21 protein-coding genes are annotated in these 21,824 nt (G+C 37.5%); 6 read left to right on the forward strand and 15 right to left on the reverse strand.

All coding sequences use genetic code 11. The features are described from left to right. Positions 1-42: 42 nt before the first annotated feature. From coaW to QFZ31_RS09200, 3 genes are all read right to left on the reverse strand, one after another. Complete coding sequence (coaW, locus tag QFZ31_RS09190) at positions 43-849, reverse strand: type II pantothenate kinase (protein ID WP_307302630.1); 807 nt, start codon at positions 847-849, stop codon at positions 43-45. An 866-nt stretch (positions 850-1,715) separates the two neighbouring features. Beyond that, entirely contained in the window at positions 1,716-1,961 is a 246-nt protein-coding gene (locus tag QFZ31_RS09195; protein WP_307302631.1) for a hypothetical protein, read from the reverse strand. Positions 1,962-2,126: 165 nt separating this feature from the next. Continuing rightward, the gene (locus QFZ31_RS09200; protein ID WP_307302633.1) at positions 2,127-2,849 is read right to left on the reverse strand and encodes a TIGR02206 family membrane protein; all 723 of its coding nucleotides are present in this window, start codon (positions 2,847-2,849) and stop codon (positions 2,127-2,129) included. A gap of 100 nt (positions 2,850-2,949) precedes the next feature. Between QFZ31_RS09200 and QFZ31_RS09205 the strand changes: the two genes are divergently transcribed. Further along, complete coding sequence (locus QFZ31_RS09205; protein ID WP_307302635.1) at positions 2,950-3,267, forward strand: antibiotic biosynthesis monooxygenase; 318 nt, start codon at positions 2,950-2,952, stop codon at positions 3,265-3,267. A gap of 110 nt (positions 3,268-3,377) precedes the next feature. Here QFZ31_RS09205 and QFZ31_RS09210 read toward each other — a convergent pair whose 3' ends face one another. The 5 genes from QFZ31_RS09210 to QFZ31_RS09230 all read right to left on the reverse strand — a co-directional run bounded on the left by QFZ31_RS09210 (position 3,378) and on the right by QFZ31_RS09230 (position 10,552). Next, positions 3,378-6,515: an SMC family ATPase gene (locus QFZ31_RS09210; RefSeq protein ID WP_307302637.1), complete on the reverse strand. Its 3,138-nt coding sequence runs from the start codon at positions 6,513-6,515 to the stop codon at positions 3,378-3,380. Further along, positions 6,512-7,657, reverse strand: a complete 1,146-nt coding sequence (locus QFZ31_RS09215) for an exonuclease SbcCD subunit D (RefSeq protein WP_307302638.1) — start codon at positions 7,655-7,657, stop codon at positions 6,512-6,514. Before QFZ31_RS09215 ends, QFZ31_RS09210 begins: the two co-directional genes overlap by 4 nt. A gap of 172 nt (positions 7,658-7,829) precedes the next feature. Further along, entirely contained in the window at positions 7,830-8,030 is a 201-nt protein-coding gene (locus QFZ31_RS09220; protein WP_007083969.1) for a cold-shock protein, read from the reverse strand. A 394-nt stretch (positions 8,031-8,424) separates the two neighbouring features. Continuing rightward, entirely contained in the window at positions 8,425-8,781 is a 357-nt protein-coding gene (locus QFZ31_RS09225; protein WP_179599835.1) for an ArsR/SmtB family transcription factor, read from the reverse strand. Between the two features lie 22 nt (positions 8,782-8,803). After that, on the reverse strand, positions 8,804-10,552 hold the full coding sequence (locus tag QFZ31_RS09230) for a SulP family inorganic anion transporter (protein ID WP_307302639.1): 1,749 nt from the start codon (positions 10,550-10,552) through the stop codon (positions 8,804-8,806). 444 nt (positions 10,553-10,996) lie between these two features. On the opposite strand from QFZ31_RS09230, the gene QFZ31_RS09235 reads away from it, so the two are divergent. Next, the gene (locus QFZ31_RS09235; RefSeq protein ID WP_307302641.1) at positions 10,997-11,791 is read left to right on the forward strand and encodes a TIGR00266 family protein; all 795 of its coding nucleotides are present in this window, start codon (positions 10,997-10,999) and stop codon (positions 11,789-11,791) included. A gap of 44 nt (positions 11,792-11,835) precedes the next feature. Here QFZ31_RS09235 and QFZ31_RS09240 read toward each other — a convergent pair whose 3' ends face one another. From QFZ31_RS09240 to QFZ31_RS09265, 6 genes are all read right to left on the reverse strand, one after another. Continuing rightward, entirely contained in the window at positions 11,836-13,386 is a 1,551-nt protein-coding gene (locus QFZ31_RS09240; RefSeq protein WP_307302644.1) for an ATP-binding protein, read from the reverse strand. Between the two features lie 236 nt (positions 13,387-13,622). Then, entirely contained in the window at positions 13,623-14,114 is a 492-nt protein-coding gene (locus QFZ31_RS09245; RefSeq protein WP_307302646.1) for a DinB family protein, read from the reverse strand. A 60-nt stretch (positions 14,115-14,174) separates the two neighbouring features. Next, positions 14,175-15,635 (reverse strand): DUF4153 domain-containing protein, encoded by a 1,461-nt coding sequence (locus QFZ31_RS09250; protein ID WP_307311455.1) that lies wholly within the window; start codon positions 15,633-15,635, stop codon positions 14,175-14,177. Positions 15,636-15,706: 71 nt separating this feature from the next. Then, positions 15,707-16,345: an HAAS signaling domain-containing protein gene (locus QFZ31_RS09255; protein ID WP_307302648.1), complete on the reverse strand. Its 639-nt coding sequence runs from the start codon at positions 16,343-16,345 to the stop codon at positions 15,707-15,709. Beyond that, positions 16,326-16,673 (reverse strand): PadR family transcriptional regulator, encoded by a 348-nt coding sequence (locus QFZ31_RS09260; protein ID WP_179599823.1) that lies wholly within the window; start codon positions 16,671-16,673, stop codon positions 16,326-16,328. Before QFZ31_RS09260 ends, QFZ31_RS09255 begins: the two co-directional genes overlap by 20 nt. A 102-nt stretch (positions 16,674-16,775) precedes the next feature. Next, positions 16,776-16,943, reverse strand: a complete 168-nt coding sequence (locus QFZ31_RS09265) for a hypothetical protein (RefSeq protein ID WP_307302651.1) — start codon at positions 16,941-16,943, stop codon at positions 16,776-16,778. A 111-nt stretch (positions 16,944-17,054) separates the two neighbouring features. Here QFZ31_RS09265 and QFZ31_RS09270 point away from each other — a divergent pair, with 111 nt between their 5' ends. The 4 genes from QFZ31_RS09270 to QFZ31_RS09285 all read left to right on the forward strand — a co-directional run bounded on the left by QFZ31_RS09270 (position 17,055) and on the right by QFZ31_RS09285 (position 20,281). Continuing rightward, on the forward strand, positions 17,055-17,261 hold the full coding sequence (locus QFZ31_RS09270; RefSeq protein WP_307302652.1) for a methionine aminopeptidase: 207 nt from the start codon (positions 17,055-17,057) through the stop codon (positions 17,259-17,261). A 170-nt stretch (positions 17,262-17,431) separates the two neighbouring features. Continuing rightward, positions 17,432-18,445: an aspartate--ammonia ligase gene (gene asnA, locus QFZ31_RS09275; protein ID WP_307302653.1), complete on the forward strand. Its 1,014-nt coding sequence runs from the start codon at positions 17,432-17,434 to the stop codon at positions 18,443-18,445. 82 nt (positions 18,446-18,527) lie between these two features. Further along, positions 18,528-18,881 carry a hypothetical protein gene (locus QFZ31_RS09280; RefSeq protein WP_307302655.1) on the forward strand — a complete coding sequence of 118 codons (354 nt, stop codon included), beginning with the start codon at positions 18,528-18,530 and terminating at the stop codon, positions 18,879-18,881. A gap of 212 nt (positions 18,882-19,093) precedes the next feature. Beyond that, on the forward strand, positions 19,094-20,281 hold the full coding sequence (locus QFZ31_RS09285) for a polysaccharide deacetylase family protein (protein ID WP_307302657.1): 1,188 nt from the start codon (positions 19,094-19,096) through the stop codon (positions 20,279-20,281). 66 nt (positions 20,282-20,347) lie between these two features. Here the strand turns inward: QFZ31_RS09285 and aspA are convergent, their stop codons facing one another. Continuing rightward, entirely contained in the window at positions 20,348-21,772 is a 1,425-nt protein-coding gene (aspA, locus tag QFZ31_RS09290; protein ID WP_307302659.1) for an aspartate ammonia-lyase, read from the reverse strand. Between the last annotated feature and the right edge of the window lie 52 nt (positions 21,773-21,824).

Genomic DNA, 21,824 nt, shown 5'->3' on the forward strand with positions numbered 1-21,824 from the left:
TTTACTTTATCTTTAACGAACCGATAGTTCAAGAGAACATTTTTAGATAGTTATATGGGCTCCAATTGCACCGCAAAATTCTCTCTTTTCTAAAAACACGGGTGTTACTCCTACCATATTCATATAAAACTCAAGAGCCTGTCTTAATGGGTTATTACCAACAGTGGCACTTCCGATAATAACAGCACTGTTAACCTGATGAATGGCTGCTGCCTGTGACGTTAACAACACTATCGTTTCTGCTATCATATTGGAAAGTGAAGCGAGCCGATCCGCTTCTAAATGTTTCAATCGATTACCCTTTGCAAAGTTTGCAGCTGTTAATTCTCCATTAATGGGACTTTCAGCTGATTCATAAATGTCTTCTACTAGCATGTCGACATTTCCCTTATTTCCTTCCTCCGCGAGGCATGTGAGTTGATGGTAGCCTCGTACTTTTGTTAATAGAGACCCCAGTCCTGTAAAAGTTCCCCCGCCAATTCCACTGCCGAGAATCCGCTCTACCTTATCGCCTTTTACTACATGCCAAGAGGTTCCGGTTCCAATGTTTACGATTAAATAGTTATCTTCAATAGTTTTATTTTCTGCTTCTAATAAAAAACGTGTACCCTCACAGGTTGCTTGAAACTCAGGAATGATTTGACTTTCGGGAAAATACTTCTTCTGTATGACACTCGATTTCCCGCCAGTTAATGAAACTTTCAAAGATGGCACAGACAGTTTAAGCCATGAAATGGCTGAATCCTGTTCGTTTATGGGGAATTTTTTAAAGTGCATTCTTCCATTTTCCTGATAAACCATTTTGATTAATGAACCGCCAGCATCAATTCCTGCAGTGTTCCGCAGCATCCTTCCCACTCCTTTAAAACGACTAGTATAATTACTAATTTGACAATCATCCTCATTTTCCTGCTTTTCATTTCACCATTCATAAAGAGTTAACCACTTACCTAGAACAAAAATAATCCAAACTAAAAAACCAGAACTGTTTTCTGGTTTTTTTAGTGTTTTAATTCAACCAAGCGATAATAGACAATAAAAAAGGTTTGGAAAAATAAATAAAAACATATAGAGTACACGATTTGAAACCCATTCTTATAATGAAAAACTCCAACTTTGTGAAATAACCATTCATAGCAAATTGAAAATATAGTCGCAATCGATATAAAGAAAACAATATATTTATCACTGAGACAGAGCTTTTTATAAAAATAGAGAAAAAAATAGCCGTAAGGTGGATAAAGTAGATAGACGACGAGATCCATACCAGTATATTTAGGACCATCCATAATATCATAATAATCAAATGGGATTACCCCAAAAGAGTTATCCATGATACTCGCAACTGTTAAACTAAAGATAAAGATTAGTACCCTGAATTGTTTAGAAAATAATTTTGGAATAAAGAAATAAATACCCCACGCGATGATTACACCGGCTAGAACACAGTAATCATTTAAACCAAACCCGTTTCAGTCCAGGACATTGTATTCATCCCCTGAACTCGAATCCAGACCTCTGTACCATTTCAAGGTAAATAATAGACTCCACAAGAAGATTGAATAGTATATAAATGTATAAAAATGATTCCATTGTTTAAAGGAGTACATGCCTTGGATTACGTTTATTAAATCAACCGTTAAAATAATCAAACTGAAAAGAATAAAGAAGAGTATCTTTTTGTTCAAGGGGCTTCGATAAATCAGTAAGGTGAATCAGGAAATCAATAATGGGACAAAAATATTTTTAAAAATAAGAACCGCAATAAATAACTTGATATCTGTTGTGGTTTTCATCCACTTAAACGTGTCAAATAATCCCACATAGGTATGAGTATTAATGAGACAGCTTAATAAAAAAAGATAAGTAACCTCTTTGATCGAGGCACGCTTGTGAATTCTATTAAATAAAAACAGTCCGATAAGCACCCAGCTAATGAAAAAATAAAAGGTTACAATCATGAATACTTCTCTCCTAATTCAAAGCAGCCATTTTATCCTCTTAATTAGCTTAAACCTTATCTGTTAAATCATTCATACACCTTCATAAATTAATCGACAAAAAGGAAGAATTTTTTAAAAATCCTTCAAATTCTTAAAATTATGGTTATTAGCTTAAGATAGTGTTCATTCTTTTCCAAATCTATCCAATAATCCAAATGGCACGTAGAGGATTAAAAATGTGATAACTGCAATGACCTCCAGTGGTAACATGTACAATGGCCATGGTCCTAAATAATCCAAAATCGAGGGGTTAACCGGCTTTTCGGAAATATACATATAGTTTCCTTCAATAAAATAATTCAGTAAAAACACAAAGAAGGTATAAAGGTTAAGGTACAAGAAAGCTTTCCATACACTCTTTGCGGTTGGTCTATATTTTTCAACAAACACAATAAACATGTTTGCCACCACTATTCCACCATGCGAAATAAAAAAGTGAACATAACGGAAATGTGGAAACGTGTAGGCACTTATATCGGGCGAAAGCATCGCCTGCAACGCACTGCCAACTCCTGCAAAATAGGTAAATTCAAAGAGGCTATAGCTCTTAGTAAGCAGTAAAGCTGCAGATAAAAGGATGGAAATACTGCTTAGATGAAACGGCAGTGAATATTGAATGGTCCACTCCCCGATATGCCAAAGCCACACATGCAGACTAATTTCGGAGATGATTAAAACTGCCGCTAACCCCGACCTGACAATGGTATTTAGGGGCGGCTTCCTCAGAACTTTTCGAAATAGAAAGATTAAGACAATGGTTCCAAACAAAACAAGAAATGTCATCCAATGTGTTAATGAAAATAAAATGAATACATCTTCGCCATCAGCCTGAAAATATCTTTCCATTTCATCACCGTTGTAGTGTGTCTATTAAAATTAATGATATGTTGACGTCATTTAGTATTTACCGTTATCATCATTACTATAAAATATAGGAGGCTATTTCATGTCTGCATTAGTTTTTATGGCACTGTATCGTCCGAAGCCAGGAAAAGAGAATGAATTAACAGAAATCCTAAAAGTACATATTCCCGTCCTTCGCGAAGAAGGCTTGATAACCGAACGTGAATTATTAACATTACAAGCTGAGGATGGAACCATTATTGAAATAGCTGAATGGAAGTCTAGCGAGGCAATTGAAAAGGCACATCAATCAGAAAAAGTAATGGCAGTATGGAACCAAATTGGTGCTTTAGCTGAACTCACAAATCTATCATCCCTGGCAGAAGCGAAATATCCTTTTCCAAACTTTAAAGCTATTTAGGTTTAGTGAGTACAAAAAAACACGAGAGATTCTTAATGAACCCTCGTGTTTTTTTGAGTGACCATGAACTTTACTCTTTTATTTTTTAGGTCGCTCTAACAGCAAACCGATTAATTTGTAAAAACAAATTCTGTCCGGCTTCCGGTTTGTCCTGCGATAACTTCTAGTCTAATATCGATTCGTTCTTTCAGTTCTGGGACGTGAGATATGATTCCAACCAAGCGTCCGCTGCTTTGGATGTCCATTAGTGCTTCTATTGCTTGATCGAGCGATTCAGGGTCAAGCGTGCCAAAACCTTCGTCAATAAACATCGTTTCTAATGAAACGCCGCCTGCATAGTTTTGGACTACATCGGCAAGCCCAAGGGCTAGTGAAAGAGAGGCTTTAAAGCTTTCCCCGCCCGATAAAGTCTTTACATGACGCTCTTGCCCAGTATATTGGTCAAAAACTAGAAGCTCCAAACCACTTTGAACATTCCCTTTTGAACGATCCGTTTTCCTAAGAAGTTCGAATCTTCCTGCTGTCATTTTTCTTAACCGGACATTTGCTTCCCGTAAGATATCATCTAAGAATGCCGCAAGAACATAGCGTTCGAATGTGATTCGATACGTATTTTGTCCTTTAGCAATTTCGTGCAGATGTCCAATCAGCTTATACCGTTCCTCTAAGACCTTCATTTGCTCATTAATTCTTTGTACATTGTTATAGATTTCAAGATTATCCCGTCTCTTAACAAATAGGTCCGTCCGTTGATTGGTAAGCTCTACAATTTCAAGTGCAAGCTTCTCTACTAATGCCTTTAACCCCTCGACATCAGGTGTCTTTACATCTTGTAAAAACTCAGTTAGTTCTTTAAAGCGATCTGAAACAGAGCGTAACTCTTCACGATAACTGCGAATTTCACCTTCAAGAATCCTGATTTCACTCTCAGTTTTCTTCGATGAATGATAGAGACTGTAATTTTCAAATCCTTGTTCAGCAAGTTTCGTAACAAAGATTCCTCTCTCTGCTTTAAGCTCCTGCTCTTTGCTAGAATGGTGTCTAACTGCGTCTTGCAATCTGGCAGTTTCAGCGGATCGTTTCTCTTTCACTGCTTGTAATCTCTGTTGTGCCTCTTCAAGCCTTTTCACCAACATTTCATGACGCTTTTTTGAGGTTGCTAGCGCCTCTTCATATGCAGCCTGTGTTCGAAGATTCTCTGGGATAACCTTCATCATCCTAGAAAGGTTCGTTTTCTTTTCTGTAGCTTGTACAGTCAGCTGTGTTACATGAGCTGAAAGCTGTTGGATAGCATTTTTTAATGTGGTTTTTTCAGAATCACTATTCTCTAAGTGTTTGTTAATTTGACCAAGCATTTTGATTTGTTCATTTAGCGTTTTTTGGGCATTCTGGAGATGATTTTTACCAACAAGAATCTCTGATTTTGTTGCATGTAAATCGGTTTCCGTAAAGTCTGCCCGATAAGAGAGTATTTCTTTTAAAAGTTCTTCACAGTTTTCCCGTTGTGTTTTTTCAATAGATTGAGCCTCAAAAAAGAGCGATTCAGCTGCTGCTTTTTCTTTTTCCAAAAGTACTGCCTGCTGCTTGGCAGCTTTAAGGTCTTCTTCATTTGGGATAAGAGCCTTATCTGCTGACGCCGGTGCTGGATGGTGCTCAGAACCACATACTGGACATGCTTCACCTGTTGAAAGTCGAGCTGCTAAGAGTGACGCTTGTCCATGCAGCCATTTATTCTCCAATTCTTCCACAAATGATTTTGCATCCAGATACCTCGCACTCGTATTTTCGAACTTTCCAGCTTTCACTTTAAGGTCCTTTACAGCATTTTGATGGCGTCCAAGATATAGTTCGTATTTTTCCAAGCGGTCTAGCTCAACTTGCATTTTTTCCAGCTGTCGTTCATTTTCTAAAAATTTCAGCTGGCCTTTCTCAATTTCTGCCTTTTTGTCCTGAAGTTTTCTTACCTTTTCTTCCAAACTCTGAAGATTATTTTCAGCTTCTTCTTGCCTGTCCTTCGCACTTTTGAGAGAAGCTTCGACTGACGCTGACTCCTTTACTAAAACAGCAAAAGAATAAACATCGTCCTTCATACTGATTAGTTGATTAACAGCTTCAAGTGCTTCTTGGCGCTCCCCTTCACGCTCTTGTTCTGCCTGCCATTGTTGTTCATACTGTTTTGAGAGGACATCAAGTTTTTCTATTTCACTTTGTATAGAAGTAACATTTCCCTTTAGTTGATCCAAATCCCGCTTTAATCGGTGGCATAGCTCTTCTTGCTGTGCCAGTAGTGCTGCTTTATGCGCAAGCTGCACCTGTTTTTCCTTTTCTGCAAAAAGATCTGCTTGTGAGTCGAGCTTAAGTTTTGCCTCTTTTAATGCTTCTCTTGTTTGGATTTGTTTTAATATCGTTTCAGCTTCAAACAGCTTGCCTTTTAAGATATCTTGTTCCTGCTCCTTTTCTTTCAAGGCGATGACCAATTTTTCAAGCAGGCTTTCCATACCATTGATTTCTTCCAGTAATAGCGGCATGAGTATCAAATCATTTACACTGTCTGCTTCTAAATAACCTTTAAGCTCTTCGTTCGTTATCGCTTGAATCCGCCTGAGGTTTTCACTCCTAGTCTGAACCTGCATTTCTACTGAATTTTTTAACTCTGTAGATTCAGTCTTTAATCTCTCTTCGACCATCTTATAAATCTGTGTATGGAACAAGCGCTGTAAAATAACTTCTTTATCCTTACTATCAGACGTTAACAGCTTCCTGAATTCCCCTTGTGGAATCATTAAAATTTGGCGGAACTGATTGCTGTCAATCAGCATAATCTCTTTAATTTTTTCCTCCACATCATTAATTTTGGCAGCTAGTAATTTCTTTTCCCCGTTCTCATCCCAGCTGTATAATTCCGCTTTTGCTGGTAAGGTGGTGAATCCTTCGCCCTTTTCCTTTTTTTTAGGCTGCTGCGGAAGGCGGGTAATGGAATAAACTTTGTTTCGGATAGCGAAGTCAAGTGAGACCTCTGTTACCAAATCTGCTTTAGCAAATTGGCTTCTGAGTTCCGGCCCATTACGGTCCTCACCACTTGCTTTCCCATAGATCGCATAACTAATTGCGTCAAAAATCGTTGTTTTACCCGACCCTGTCTTCCCAGAGATCACAAACATGGTGCGATTACCAAGCTCTGTGAAATCAATTGTTTCGACATCAGCGTATGGACCAAATGCCTGCATGGTTAATTTTAATGGTCTCACTTCACTGCCTCCTCTCGTAAAACTTTTTCAATCACGTCTGCCATTACTTCCTTTTTATCAGCTGAAAATTCAGCTGTTGTCATTTCTGTATAAAATTGCTCAAATAATTCGAGCTCAGATTTTTTCTCACTTCGTGTGATAGTAAATGACTGCTTTTTCTTCATATCCGTTATATCTATTTTCCGTTCAAGATGTAAGACGTTTGGATATACTTGACGTAATTTATTGATTGGGTCAAGAAGTGCCCCTTCATCTAGTAAGGTGATTTTCAAATAATCATGCAAACGTTGTTTTTCATAAAAGAAAGGATCTAATAATTCCTCAAGATGTCCTTCAAGTTCACGCATGTCATGTGTTGGATTCAACGAGCGGTATCGATGAGAAAAGTTTCCTTTTTCGTCCATCTCGATAATAGAAATGGATTTATTTTGTTTCGCTTCTGAAAACGAATATTTTAATAGAGAGCCTGAATATTTAACCTTGTCATGTTTGATGGCGTCAGGGCTGTGGAGATGACCAAGAGCTGTGTAGGAAAAAGGTTCGAATAGCTCAGCACCTACACACCCAGAACCTCCAACGGATAGAACACGCTCCGAGTCTGATGTCTGTCCCCCAAGCACGAAAGCATGCCCTACTAAGACATTTGGTTCATTAGGATTCAAGTGTGCCTCCATTTTTCCAATCAATGCCTTCATCGCGTCCTGGTGGGAATGAATGGAATCATCCTCAAGCAGCTGACGTACCACCCCGGGTTCTGCAAACGGAACTAAGTAGAAATTAACGCCGTTTACCTGTACGGGTTTAAAACTATTTGTTAGCTTACCAGATAAGTAGAAATGGCTGTGCTTATACCATGAGCTGCCAAATGACAATCTTTCAGCACTGTCATGGTTTCCAGCAATCGCAACCACTGGGGTCTTCAGCTCTACGTTAATTTTAAATAGTATTTCATCTAATAGATCAACGGCATCGGTTGGCGGTACGGAACGGTCATATAAATCACCGGCAATGACAACGGCATCCGGCTTTTCTTCGGCAACAATTTCTACAAATTGATTTAGTGCTTCCCTCTGGTTCTCTGTCATGTACACACCATGCACTAACTTTCCTAAGTGCCAGTCAGCTGTATGGATAAATTTCATATATTGTCACCCCATCTTTATTCACTCATACCTACTATTATAGCAAAATACCATCTTTTGTGAGGTTGGAAATCATAGAAATAACAGGTAATACTGGGCGGAGTTTTTTTAGTTTAAACGCAAAAAACAGCCCGACACTTTGGTCGGGCTGTTAAATCATTGGCTTCATAAATTACTTTTTAGTTACGTTAGCAGCTTGTGGTCCACGAGCACCTTCAACAACTTCGAAAGATACTTCTTGACCTTCTTCTAAAGTTTTGAAACCTTCTGTTTGGATAGCGGAATAGTGAACGAATACGTCGTTTCCGTCCTCAGCTTCGATAAATCCGAAACCTTTTTCAGAGTTGAACCATTTTACTTTACCGTTTTTCATGTAAAAAAATCCTCCTATTGGCTTAGATTAAGCCATGTGTAAAATTCACCAAATTACAACGTGATAGCTTTACTTCCACTTTCTTATCCAAACTTCTGTTAAAACTTGAACAAGCTTTGTCACATAAATCTAATCTCGTGCAACGGCTGACTAAAATTTAACATTTTTTCAGGTGAACGTCAATAAAGTACTATAGACAAAAGCCTACAAAATTCGAGGTTTACAAGGCAATCTCACTATATTTTCACCTTACCTTTCATGATGATTTCTGTTCGGATTCGTAACCAAAACCTGGTTTCTACCAATCTTGCCAATTTTACATTTAATATCTTTGACGACATCTTTAATGAGTATTTCTAAACCTTAAAATTAACATAAAAAACGCCGAAGAATGTTATTTCTTCGGCGTGGTCATGACTTCTTCATCCTCGTCTCTAAACTTATCTAATATAGTAATCGTGTCAACTAAATGATTATTAAAAATCTGACGAGCTACCGCTAAAAGTTCGACAATCATGGGGTCTTTAAGCGTATAAATGACTTTGTTTCCTTCCTTTGTACCAGAGACAATATTCTTTGCTCTTAGTATAGTTAACTGCTGTGAAACAGCAGAACCTTCACTGCCAACAAGGGTTTGTATTTCGTTTACATTTTTGTCCCCTTCTGCTAGCAGCTCTAATATGCGGATCCTCAAGGGATGTGCAAGTGCTTTGAAGAATTCCGCCTTAAATTGCTGCATTTCAAGATTCAATCCATCCACTTCCTTAATTTAACTAGTAAGTAGCCGAGAGCTTCTGTTTGCTGCTATACAAAACTTCGGAAGCTGAAAGCCTCTTACACTCTTTAAATACGAAGTGTTTACAGCCGAGACATTTATTTTGCTCTAGCTGCGATAACGCAAACTGAATGGCGTCACCAGTGTGTTCAAAGAAATGTTCCTGACCAATCACTTCATATAAGCCTGTACTTACCAAAACATTTTTAGGCTGTTCGTTTATTCCCGATATAATAACTATACCATTTTTTGAAAAATGGGACACAATACTAGCCAAATTTTCCTCACCCGTCGTATCCATAAATGGTACCCTGCTCATCCGTAATAACAAAATCTTTGGTCGATAGTTAATCGTATTCATAATCGATGTTTCAAACGTCTGTGCTGCGCCAAAGAATAATGGACCTTCTACATTATAGATACTGATTTGAGGACAATCGTGTGAATCTGATACCATTCCCGACACGATCTTTGCGTGTTTATGCATAGGGTTTGGTAAAGCCTTTGCCGTAATCATCAAATCACTCATTCTCTTCGTGAATAATACCGCCGCCATAACCAAACCAACTTCGACCGCCGTTGTTAAATTCACAAAAACGGTTAATAAAAAGGTCACCACTAAAACAAGCGAATCCGTAGATTTTGTTTTTAATATATGTGTAAATACCTTCCGTTCACTCATATTCCATGCCACAACCATTAAGATTGGTGCCATGCTTGCAAGCGGAATATAAGAAGCAAACGGAGCAAAGAATAGTAACACAAGTAAAACCACAACCCCGTGAATAATACCAGATAACGGTGAAATCGCACCATTTTTTATATTTGTCGCTGTTCTGGCAATCGCTCCTGTTGCAGGAATACCTCCAAACAGCGGAGTGATCATATTGGCAATCCCCTGCCCTATAAGTTCCTTGTTGCTATTATGCTTGCTATTCGTCATGCCATCAGCAACCACCGCTGAGAGCAATGATTCAATCCCGCCGAGCATCGCAATAACAAACGCTGGTTTTAAGAGAGTTATAATCATCTCAAAGCTTAAATTAGGTATTTGCAGCTTTGGCAATGTACTAGGAATCTCCCCATAAGCTGTGCCGATTGTTGCAACCTGATTGGGAAAGAACAAGGTTGCAATTATGGTTGAAACCATTAACCCAATTAATGGTCCTGGAACCTTTGGAGCGATTTTAGGAGTCAAAAGAATCACAGCTAAGCAAATAACCGCAATTAAAATGCTGTAAAAGTTAATACTATTCATGTTGATAACAATTTCTTTTACATTATTAATAAATTCCTCATGTTTCTTAATGCCCGTCAACCCTAAGAAACTAGCAATCTGTCCGGTAAAAATAGTAATCGCAATCCCTGTAGTAAATCCAATTGTTACTGGTCTTGGAATGAACTTGATTAATGATCCAAGTTTAAAGATTCCCATAAAGAGCAGCATGATTCCCGCTAAAAAGCCTGCAATTAACAGATTTTCATACCCGTATGTCATAACGATTCCAAATAGAATCGGAATGAACGCTCCTGTTGGACCGCCAATTTGATACTTCGATCCTCCTAAAAGAGAAATGAGAATCCCGGCAACAATTGTAGTGTAGATTCCATATTCCGGCTTCACCCCTGAAGCAATTGCGAAGGCCATCCCAAGTGGTATGGCAATAACACCGACAATTAGTCCTGAAAGGACATCTTTTGGTACATTACGTAAGGAATATTGATGGAATCTGTTGTCACTAAACATATGAACGAACCCTTCTTATCTCATAAATTTGTATATCTGATTATTTGAATATATTGTAATACAGATTAATAATCAAGACATTTGTAAAAAAAAATTTCCAGTTGTGTTATCGCCCCTTCCTGTGTTATATTAATTGAGCGATGAGCTGAGTTGTGTAAGTCGAGAAACATTCCTTTATGGAGCGCACTATGTGGAGTGTGGTTTTTCGCCTCAATACGCAAAAAGACGTCTTGCATTATGCAGACGTCTTTTTTATGTATAGGTTTGTTATTCGGTCACTCATGATCTTCATGAGTGACCGTTTTTTTATTTTTAATAAGATTTGGGGCTCTCATCGTCTTCATTATTGTATACATAAAGTTATGTGATGGGCCATACTAAAATTAGCACTTTTTTCCTATTTCTATTAAAATAGATTTATAAAGGATTAGGAGGGATATTATCATGAATAACCATGAAATTGATTACAAAATTTATGGGGATGATATGCAATTTGTTGAAGTGGAACTCGATCCGCAAGAAACAGTTATTGCGGAAGCAGGAAGCTTTATGATGATGGAAGATAACATACATATGGAAACGATATTTGGGGATGGATCTGGTACTTCTGGCGGCGGCGGCCTGATGGGGAAATTATTTAGTGCTGGTAAACGGGTTATTACCGGAGAAAGCTTATTCATGACTGCCTTTACCAATCATGGTCATGGCAAAAAACATGTTTCCTTTGCATCACCTTATCCTGGTAAAATCATCCCAATGGACTTAAGTGAACTCGGAGGAAAAATTATCTGCCAAAAGGACGCTTTCCTTGCGGCCGCAAAAGGAGTATCAGTTGGAATCGAATTTCAGCGGAAGATTGGTACCGGATTCTTCGGAGGCGAAGGATTTATCATGCAAAAGCTTGAAGGAGATGGACTCGCTTTTGTTCATGCAGGCGGGACCATTACAAAAAAGGAACTACTTCCAGGTCAGACTTTAAGAGTGGATACCGGATGTTTAGTGGCTATGACAAGTGGAGTCGAATATAATATCGAAATGGTTAAAGGAGTAAAAACAGCGCTTTTCGGTGGCGAGGGTTTATTTTTTGCGACACTTAGAGGTCCTGGTTCGGTATGGATTCAGTCCCTGCCATTTAGCCGACTTGCCAGCCGCGTCTTTGCAGCTGCCCCCCACCGTGGCGGAGGAAAAGATGAAGGCAGCATCGCAAGAGGAATTTTTGAGATGTTCAATGGCGATTAATCTCGAAAATTGGCAAGGGCAGAATCCATTCTGCCCTTTTTATTTTAGAGTCTATGTTCCCCTAGGTAATCAGATAGCGCCACCTGTAAGGTCCCCTTTAACTCGGCGACGTGCTCAAATGTAACCCCCGAGTTAATAACAAGCTTTACAATTTCTGGCCGAAGTCCAGTTATAACCGTCTTACAACCCATCATCGAGACACCATTAATAATCCGGATGAGATGCTGAATGACTTCAATCTCCATAACCGCAGCACCGGAAAGATCTATTATTAACGTATGAATATGTGAATTACCAATTTCCGTAATTAATTTATCTTCAATCGTACTAGCTCTAAAAAGATCAATTGCCCCAATTAACGGCAGGATACTGATTTCACGTGAGATGGGAATAATGGGTACAGACAAATTCTCCAGAAGTTTTCTCTGTGCATCTAACAATTCATCTTTGTACCTGCTATATTGGATAAAAAATGAATTCAAAAATTGGTCAAATTGTCGATTGATGTTTTTTTCCAATGTAAAATAAAACTCTGAAGAATGATCATTATTTTTATTAATATCAAAATTATAGAGAAAATCCCACACAGTTCTTCTGATCGCTTGTATCCATTCCAATTTAAATGCAATGGTTAATGAGTATTTTGCCCAAGCTATCCCTTCCTGTTTTGCGAAAGAGATTAATTCATGTTCACGTTCCTCTACGATCAATAACACGAGTCTATGTGCGTTACTTAATAGATTAATATTTCCAATTCTATGTATCTCATCAATTTTATCTTTCACATTTATGGCTTCTTCAAGTAGTCTATTCTCAAAAATATCTTTATTTGCTAAGAAATATTCCTTAATGGATAACGTTTCTTCATAGGTCAAATTCAACTTTTTTACACCTCTATTTTTCGAGTCATTTCGAACAGGTATTCTTAAGGTAAATTTTGTTCCTTTATTCACTTCACTCTCGACATTTATTCTGCCGCCATGCTGATAAACAGTAGAGAACACTTGAGTTAATCCCATCCCCGTACCAAGGTCCTTAGTTGAAAAAAACGGTGTACCCAGTAACGATAATTTTTCAGTTGGGATTCCGACCCCCGTATCTTCTATACATACCACTACTTCATTTCCTTCAGCAAAATGACTGATTGTTAATGAACCAGATTCATTCATCGATTCCAATGCATTTTTAATTAGATTAAAAAATGCCTTTTTAAACTGATTTTTTTTACCATAAATCGGTGTATTTGTATCATAGTAACTTGTATTTATTTGAATATCATATATTTTATCTTGAAATAAATTCAAGATCGATTCTAGCTCGACTGCTATAAGAAACTTTTGGGGTTCCTCATTCTCTTGATCGGGTTTAGAAACCTGAAGAAGATCATTCAATGTTGTTAATGCATTCTCCAATTCTAATTGAGCAATATTAATATACTCAGGATTACTATCATGCTCTAGCAATTGCAAAAACCCTTTAACAGCCGTTAATGGATTACGAACTTCATGAGCAATACCTGCGGCAATTTGACCAACTGATGCCAGTTGCGTTAGATGCTTTTCACTTTGACATGGTATGGGATTTGATACTTTCAACGTAACAATTCCTCTCTCTTAATAGATTTTCTAGCAGCTTGCTAGTTGAAATTATTATTTCCTCTCTCAAGCACAAATATTACCAAAATATTCGAAAAATAGACAGGTTACAAATGCCCAGAATATTCCCTTAAAAAGGAAATCTATCCCTACCTTTGAAGATACAAAGAACTATTTTACAAAACCTTAACAATGTTAATAAGTGCAGCCGGTTTGGCTGCACCAAATTAACTTAATTAACTTACTCCTTGTTCCTTGTTCCAAGAACCCTGTAACTTTCGAATGGTCACGATTTGTCCGATATGATAAGCGTTATGAAGGGTGATACTAGATATGGATTCTAACCACGTTTCTTTTGATTGCTCACTAATAGATTCATCAAACTTCTCATCTTCACTTTTCTCAATGGTTTCATACCAATCTATCATTACTTGATTGTATTGTAGTAAGACCTGCTCCCATTCCAACTCTTGCAGATAGGCAAAAGTGCTATCATTATTACCATCCATCTTTGGATTTTCACTATTTTTAAAGCGGTTTAGGAACCGTTTATTCCAAAATACTAAATGACTAATAATTTCCCAAATAGAATTCTCACAGTCAGATTTTTTCCAAAGGGCCTGCTCTGGAGTTAATCCAGCCACTGCCTTTTCAAACGAGACAAACCAATGGCTCTTTTTTTGACAACAAAGGAATTGTTCGAGTAATACATCTTTGCGATTCATCATGCATTTCTCCTCAATAATTTTTTATACTCTTTTAATTTCGACTAAATCCCTTAATAACCTTTATTCTAAATATAGTTTTTTTAATTCCTCATTTGCTTGCAATCTTTTTAGATTATAGGATTGCCATGGGATATTGTTCAGATTTGCTTCGTTTTTCCTCTCAAGCAAAATATTTTTTAAGTCCGGGAGCTGAGGATTTTTTTCATATAACTGGATTAACCCTAGGATACCACTGTAAGATAAACTATTTAGATAATAAACATCAATTTTGCCGCTTTGTTCGTAACGTTGGATATTCTTTGCTACAATAATTTGCTCAACATTAATGACGTTCATCAGGGTGTAGTACAGTAAGGCACTAATAAAATAAAAGTGGAATAACGACAGTTTTTCGATCCAAATTTTAATCAATGTATACATGAAAATGACAACAAGGAAAATCATAAACGAGTGCGCCATAACCCTGATAAATGTAAACCCATAGGCTTCTTCATACATGCTTAACCGCAAGAAAGCTGAACTTAATAGCACTGCACTGGCCAAGACAAGTGCCGTGAGCATTATTTGCATGAATCTTTTTATAAAGCCCGTGGCACGGTCAACAAAGGTTAAAACGAGAATCGTAATCGTAAGGTTAATAAGTGTGACAAATAATAATTCAAAAAATCCCTTTCTCGCATATTCTGCATAGGTGAAATTCCCTTGCAACGTCCCACTAAAAAAGTACTTAAATTGGACAACAGTAAATAGAACATATACCATGTTTATTAATACAAGGACCGTAATGGTGATAATAGCGTCCATTTTGAACGATTGTTTATCAGCACTATGAATAACGGCATTGATTTGTTTTTGGATAAGAGTCTGCAAGAAACTAAAGAATGCAAAGGTAAAGAACAATACAACAAGTATTCTAACTACTATTTCACCGTCAAGCACGTCAAACCACTGTGGAATATCCCCCATCAGTTTTTCAAATTCTGTATCTGCTGACATCAGTAACATTAAAACAACAAACAAAACTGGAAGGGAAATCAAAATACCAATCCCGACTTTTTTCCACACTTGGAACCTGCTTTCCTCTATTCCTTGTTTAAAAAACTTTCCAATATATGACGCAAAAACGAAATTATACTTTATAGAAGCCACAAATTTTGAAAACAAGTAAGAAATAAAGGCTAGTTTGTTCCAACGAATACTTTTTTGGCCTGTAATCACGACCAAATGAAATATTACAAGTGCTGGAATCCCAAAGATATTCAAAGCATAAAAGAAAAGATTATCATTAATAAAATAGCCTGCTGCCAAGAGCCAGATACAGATCAGGACGAGATATCCGAACCGCTGGTGAGAGTAAGAAAATCCTCGGAAACGGTAAAAAAACAAAGCGAAAAAAGCGGTTAAAAACACCAGGTAGGATATCCCGATTTCGGCTCGAAAAAACGCTTCCTCCGCGATAATGCCTACCACAATACACATGAATAAAAACAACCAATCCTTTTTAGCTAATTTCATTTCCATCAACCATCATACCTCCTCATAGAATTTCTATATACATAGTTTTACTATGTATATAGGTAAAAAAAAGCTGCTTATATCGAAGCCTTTCTCCCCCACCGATATCCAAGCCAACTAATTGGATATAAGAGGATGGTCAAAATGATACAAGCAATAATAAATGTTTTCGTTAAAAGCGGTTCGAACCAAGAGTGGGGAATAATTTCAAAAACAGTTAAAACCATTAACATGAGATTTGGAATTAGCGACAGTAAAAAAGTCTTCTTTAGCAGTGTCCTTCCTCCGTGGCCAAATCCTTTCCCTATTTCGTAGCCGAGCAGCGCCCAAAAAAACATATAGATGAAAGCGATTATTGATGGGATTGCCGTTAAATGTCTCCAAACCACAGAAAGCCAATTCCACTGAAATACATTATGAAAAAGCGTCAATAGGCTCCCGCCGCCAAAAAAGAGAATATTCATTAAGATAAAAAGCCATTTCATATTACTCGGAGTAACAGAAAGTTCCTGTTTCCACAGAGACGCGATTTCCTCAGGGCTGCCTAATCTCGAAATAATTCGTTCCATCAACTCATTTTCATTACCACAGTCATAAGATTCTAAAAGAATTTCTTCGATATGTGTTTCATATTCCAAGAGAATACTCTTTTTATCTTCATGGTTACCAAGCCTGTGATCCAGTTCTTCTAAAAACTTATTCTTCGGCCGTTCCATGCTTTGGTCTCCCTATTACCTTGTTCATAACCTTCACAAAATCCTGCCATTCACGGGTTTTTTCATTTAAGACTTCTTTTCCCGCATCCGTAATTGTGTAATATTTACGTGCAGGACCCTTCTCCTGCTCAACCCAATAGCATTCAATATACTCTTGTTTTTCAAGCTTGTGCAGGGCCGGATATAATGTACCCTCTTTAACACTTAGGTCATTATCACTTCGCTGTTCTAATTCCTTTACCAATTCATAACCGTACATATCTCTTTCATTTAGCAATTGAAGCAAGATTAAGGATGTACTACCTTTTACCAATTCACGATTAAACATATTTTCACCTACCTAGAATTATTAGGTACATAGAAATTCTACACCATCTAAATAAATTTGTAAAATAAAAAAGTGACGATTTTATTATCGCCACTATTATCGCTATTTCTTTATCTTCTTTTGTTTTTGGATAAACTCGTCACGTTCACCGCCATCGGATAGCTCCTCTGAAAACTCATGATTAACATTTTGATCACGGCGCTCAAAAGGTCTAACTATCCTTGCAGGGATATTATTATTAGGCGCTGCTTGTTCATTCCAATCACTCATTTTTATCACCTCACATATATTTTTTGATTGATGGCAAAAAACATACGAGTCGGCGCCTGCATAAATATTCCATTTTTCGACATACTAATTAAAAACAGCGAGGTGAACGAAATGGGTTTAATTAACTCCTTTAACCAGTGGAGGGAAACAAGATATCAAAATCATGTTTCTCATATGAAGGATCAGGACAAATGCCCTGATTGTTATGGGAGAGGCTTTACTGTTTATCCATATAATGAATTTGCTTATTATAACTCTGTGGAATGCCCGGGCTGCGAAGGCAGTGGAGCTTACTCAGATTGGGATCAATTAAGGTAGCGATAAAATCTCTTCACCGAGGTAAATGGTGAAGGGATTTTTTTTTTCTAAACTTATGGTAAGGCAATCGTAACTTTGCTATAATTTCAGAATATTCATTTCGTATGTCGTTGATTGCATAAATAATCATCGTTCATTTTTAAGTTTTTTTACTGGAGGTTATTTATTATATGTCGAATTCACTTTCTACAAAACAAGGTTACTCGTCAAAATTAGATTTATTACAAACGGAAGTAGCCATAAAACAAACGAAAGATTTCTTTGAAAGTTCCTTAGCTGGTGCGTTAAATTTAACAAGAGTATCTGCCCCTATCCTTTTAAAATCTGGAAAAGGTTTAAATGATGATTTAAATGGTGTGGAAAGAATGGTTTCTTTTGAAGCCATTGATATTAAGAATGCTAATATAGAAATCGTTCAATCATTAGCAAAATGGAAAAGGATGGCTTTAGCTAGATATGGCTTTGCCTTAGGTGCAGGTCTGTATACCGATATGAATGCCATTAGAAGAGATGAAGTTTTAGATCACTTGCATTCCATTTATGTCGATCAATGGGATTGGGAGAAAATCATTTCTAAAGAACAACGCAACATTGAGTCGTTAAAATCAGAAGTTCAAAAAATATATCAAGTTTTTAAAAACACAGAAAAACATTTACACGAGTTTTATCCTGTATTGGAGCCTGTCCTGCCTGAAGAGATTCATTTTATTACCACACAGGAACTGGAAACCATGTACCCTGAGCTTACACCAAAAGAACGAGAAGACAGGATTGCCAAAGAATTTGGTGCCGTGTTTATCATGCAAATTGGCGGTAAGTTACTGTCTGGTGAAAAACATGATGGACGTTCTCCAGATTATGATGATTGGTCCCTAAACGGTGATATTATTTTCTGGTATCCTGAATTAGAACAAGCAATCGAAGTTTCTTCGATGGGGATCCGTGTAGATGAAGATGCGCTGAAAAAGCAATTAAAGATTTCTAACAATGAAGATAGAATGTCCTTAGAATACCATCAAGCCATTCTAAACCGTGAACTGCCTTATACGATTGGCGGAGGTATTGGACAATCAAGAATATGTATGTTTTTCCTGAAAAAGGTTCATATCGGCGAGGTTCAGGTTTCTGTATGGAATGATCAAATTATGGAGGATTGTTCAAAAGCGAACATTACTTTATTGTAAATTTGCTTATCTCGAATAATAAACAGACTTTCTGGAGAATTATAAAGATAGTATGTTTGTATATTTTTCTGGGGGTGCTTTAATGTCTGTTTTTGTTTATCAGACGTTTATTATTAAGCAAGAAAATTTTAAAGAAGCGATAGAAAATTTAAGAGAGATAAAAAAATTCAGAAATGAAAATTATAACCATCATGTTGAAATTCTTACACCGATATCTGGTGAAGATCATACGTACGCACTACTATCTACCTATGACGGATTGGGTGAAATGGAATTAGAAAACAAAAGGCTATTTGATGATGATGAATATTTAGAACTTATTGGTCCATTTTTCCTTGAAAACATCAAAGAAGGAAGCATGTATACGCAGATATACCGAGGATTAAGTGATAAAAAGAGTGACAAACAGGATGATAAAAAGAAAAGTGAGAAATAACATATATAACCGCATGGTGAAAATCACTGTGCGGTTTTTTTATTTTTTATTATCCCGTGTCTTCTGCCTAACTTTTTTCATATGTTATAGTTAAAGCAGATATAAATACCTATTACTTTCCTCCCCCTATCCTATTCCATTTGAAGCCGCCTCCACTAATGATTCTACACTTGAATTCTGCTCCCTAATTTGGTTAAAAAGGGGGAATTTTAATGACTGGAATACTAATGATTTTAACTGTTTTGTTATTTTCATTATTTTTTGGATTAGGAATCGTTTCGCATTTCCAAAAGTCTCGCGGGAAGTGGATATACCTTACATTATCAGCAATCACTTTTTTTTCATTGGTTCTTATGCTCTTTTTTCTTGATTGGAACATATCGGACCCAGGGAATAAAAATCCCAATTCACCCCAAACCGAGACTCCTGTAAAAAATGATGGTGGCAATCCTGATAAAGAAAATCCTCCATCAGATGATGATCCGAAGGTTGAAGAACCTGCTAGTGAAGACCCCGATTCTGACGAGCCAAATGTCGAGAATCCAATTGATCAACCGCCTGCAGAACCAGAAAAAATCATTGTCCCTGACAATGGTACAGTAGAATATAAGGTAGTAAAAGGTGACACCTTATTTTCGATTGCACAGCGTGCCAATTTGACGGTTGAAAAAATCAAACAATGGAATACGTTAACAAGTGACAAAATTATTGTCGGCCAAATCTTGAAGTTATATGGTAAAAATGTGGAACCTCCTCCTCCTGCTGACCCGCCAAAGGAAGAAATGCCTCAAAGTACAGCACCATCTGTTATCGTCTCAAATGGCAGCCTTCAGCAAAAAGAAATTGCCCTGACCTTTGACGCTGGAAGTGACGCGATTGGAATCGGAATCTTGGATGTACTGAAACGACATAATGTTAAAGCAACTTTTTTCCTCACTGGCAGCTGGGCAGATAAATTTCCAAGTTATGCCAAAAGGATGGCAGATGAGGGACATGATATTGGAAACCATACGTACTCCCACCCCGACGCAGTAAAAACGAATTCTAATGTGTTTGTACAGGATATCATCAAAGCAGAGGAAGCGATTAAAAGGGCTTCAGGGGTGACGCCGAAGCCATATTTCCGCTTTCCTTTTGGTTCCTACAATGCAGATGCACTAAAAGCCGTTGGCGGTACAGGATATCCATACAGCATCCAATGGACCATTGATACGATTGATTGGCAGCAGCCTGCTGTTGAGGTGATTGTTTCGAGAATTCAAACAGGAGCTAGTAACGGAGACATCATTCTTATGCATATTGGCGGAATTAATACTCCTGAGGCCGTTGATAGGGTCATACCGATTTTAAAATCAATGGGATATAACTTGGTTACCTTAACAGAATTACTGGACTTATAAAAAAATAAGGGTACCCCAACGCAATGGGTACCCTTTATCACGTTTATTCTTTATCTCATATAACTCTTAATCCCTATCTAGTAGTTCTTCGCCAGCAATCCCTGGCTCAGTCATTTCATAGACATTTAAAATAATATCTAATTCCTCTTCTGTTAAGACATCATATTGCAAACATAATTCACGTACAGATTTCCCGGTAATGACAGCTTCACGTGCAATTCGTGCTGCCACCTCATATCCAAGGTGTGGATTCACTGCAGTAATAATCCCTACACTCTTGTCCACATATTCCTTTAAACGCTCTTCATTTGCTTCAATGCCGACTAAGCAATGATCAGTAAAGACACGGAATCCATTGTTCATAATACTAATTGATTGAAGCAGGTTAAAAACTAAAACAGGCTCCATTACATTTAGCTCTAATTGACCAGCCTCGGAAGCAAGACAAATGGTGTGGTCATTCCCAATTACCTGAAAGGCAATCTGATTGATTAATTCAGGCATAACTGGATTTACTTTTCCAGGCATAATCGAGGAACCTGGCTGACGAGCAGGCAAACGAATTTCTCCGAGACCTGCGCGTGGGCCTGATGCCATTAAACGAAGGTCATTTGCTATTTTTGACATATTCATCATGCAAACTTTAAGTGCAGCTGAAACTTCTGTATAGGCGTCTGTATTTTGAGTGGCATCCACGAGATGCTCCGCATTTACAAGTGGGAAACCGCTAATTTCAGCAAGATGTTTAACCACATCTTTAATATATTTAGGGTCTGCATTTAATCCTGTTCCTACTGCAGTAGCTCCCATATTCACTTCCAATAAATGCTCCCGTGTATGCTTAATCCGATTAATATCACGAGTCAGCACCCGAGAGTATGCTTCAAATTCTTGTCCAAGACGGATTGGAACTGCATCTTGAAGATGAGTACGTCCCATCTTAATGACCTTCTCAAACTGGACTGCTTTTTGTTTAAAGACTTTTTGCATATTATCCATGGTGATCAGTAAGTTTTCTAATAACGTTAGTGTAGAAATATGTATTGCAGTTGGGAATACATCATTAGTAGATTGTGACATATTTACATGTGTGTTTGGACTCAAATGAAAATAATCACCTTTTGCGTGACCAAGTAATTCAAGTCCTCGGTTAGCAATGACTTCATTCATATTCATGTTCATCGATGTACCCGCCCCGCCTTGAATCGGATCCACGATAAATTGATCATTCCACTTTCCTGTAATAATTTCATCCGCTGCCTTGATGATGACAATTGCCAGATCTTTGTACAACCTTGTTGTGTTCATATTAGCGATGGCTGCTGCCTTTTTTACCATTGCAAGCGCTTTAATCAGAGACTCATGAATGCGATATCCGGTGATAGGGAAATTCTCTACCGCCCTAATCGTTTGTATCCCATAATACGCATCGACCGGTATTTCTTTTTGTCCTAGGAAATCCTTCTCGATTCTTGTCTTGTTTGTTGACATCCCAATTCATCCTTTTCTCGTAAACTATCGGTTACATATCAACTGTAACATA

Source organism: Neobacillus niacini, from assembly GCF_030817595.1.
GTDB lineage: Bacteria > Bacillota > Bacilli > Bacillales > Cytobacillaceae > Neobacillus > Neobacillus niacini_G.